Below are 342 nucleotides of genomic sequence, written 5' to 3'. Positions count from 1 at the left end.
GGTATAAGATAGTAAAAGCAAATGCGGTGATTACTTATTATCGGTTAAGGGTAATCAAGGCAAGTTAGCGGCCTCGATTCAGTCCGCCTTCTCCTCACGCCGGCGAGATCCGATTGACTGGGATAGGTATCAAGTTGAGAAGCAGAAGGGCCGGATTGAAGCGCGTACTTGTCATATCCTGAGTGCTCGTGAGTTGGAGGGTGACTTCTCCACTTGGGATAGGTTAACCAGTATTGTGATGGTCGAAAACTACCGAGCAACAAAAGGCAAGGCTCCAGAGTTGAAGTATCGTTACTACATTAGTTCAGCAGAACTGACCTCAGAGCAGGCAAGAGAGGCTAT

The 342-nt window shown here is 47.7% G+C and carries 1 pseudogene; it reads left to right on the top strand.

What is annotated here, in order from left to right:
* Window positions 1-31 precede the first annotated feature (31 nt).
* Window positions 32-342 (top strand): annotated as a pseudogene (locus RH88_RS24070) (ISAs1 family transposase); the annotation flags it as partial.

It is taken from the genome of Vibrio scophthalmi LMG 19158, assembly GCF_000222585.1.
GTDB classification, from domain to species: Bacteria; Pseudomonadota; Gammaproteobacteria; order Enterobacterales; family Vibrionaceae; genus Vibrio; species Vibrio scophthalmi.
This window is presented reverse-complemented; position numbering and strand designations above follow the sequence as displayed.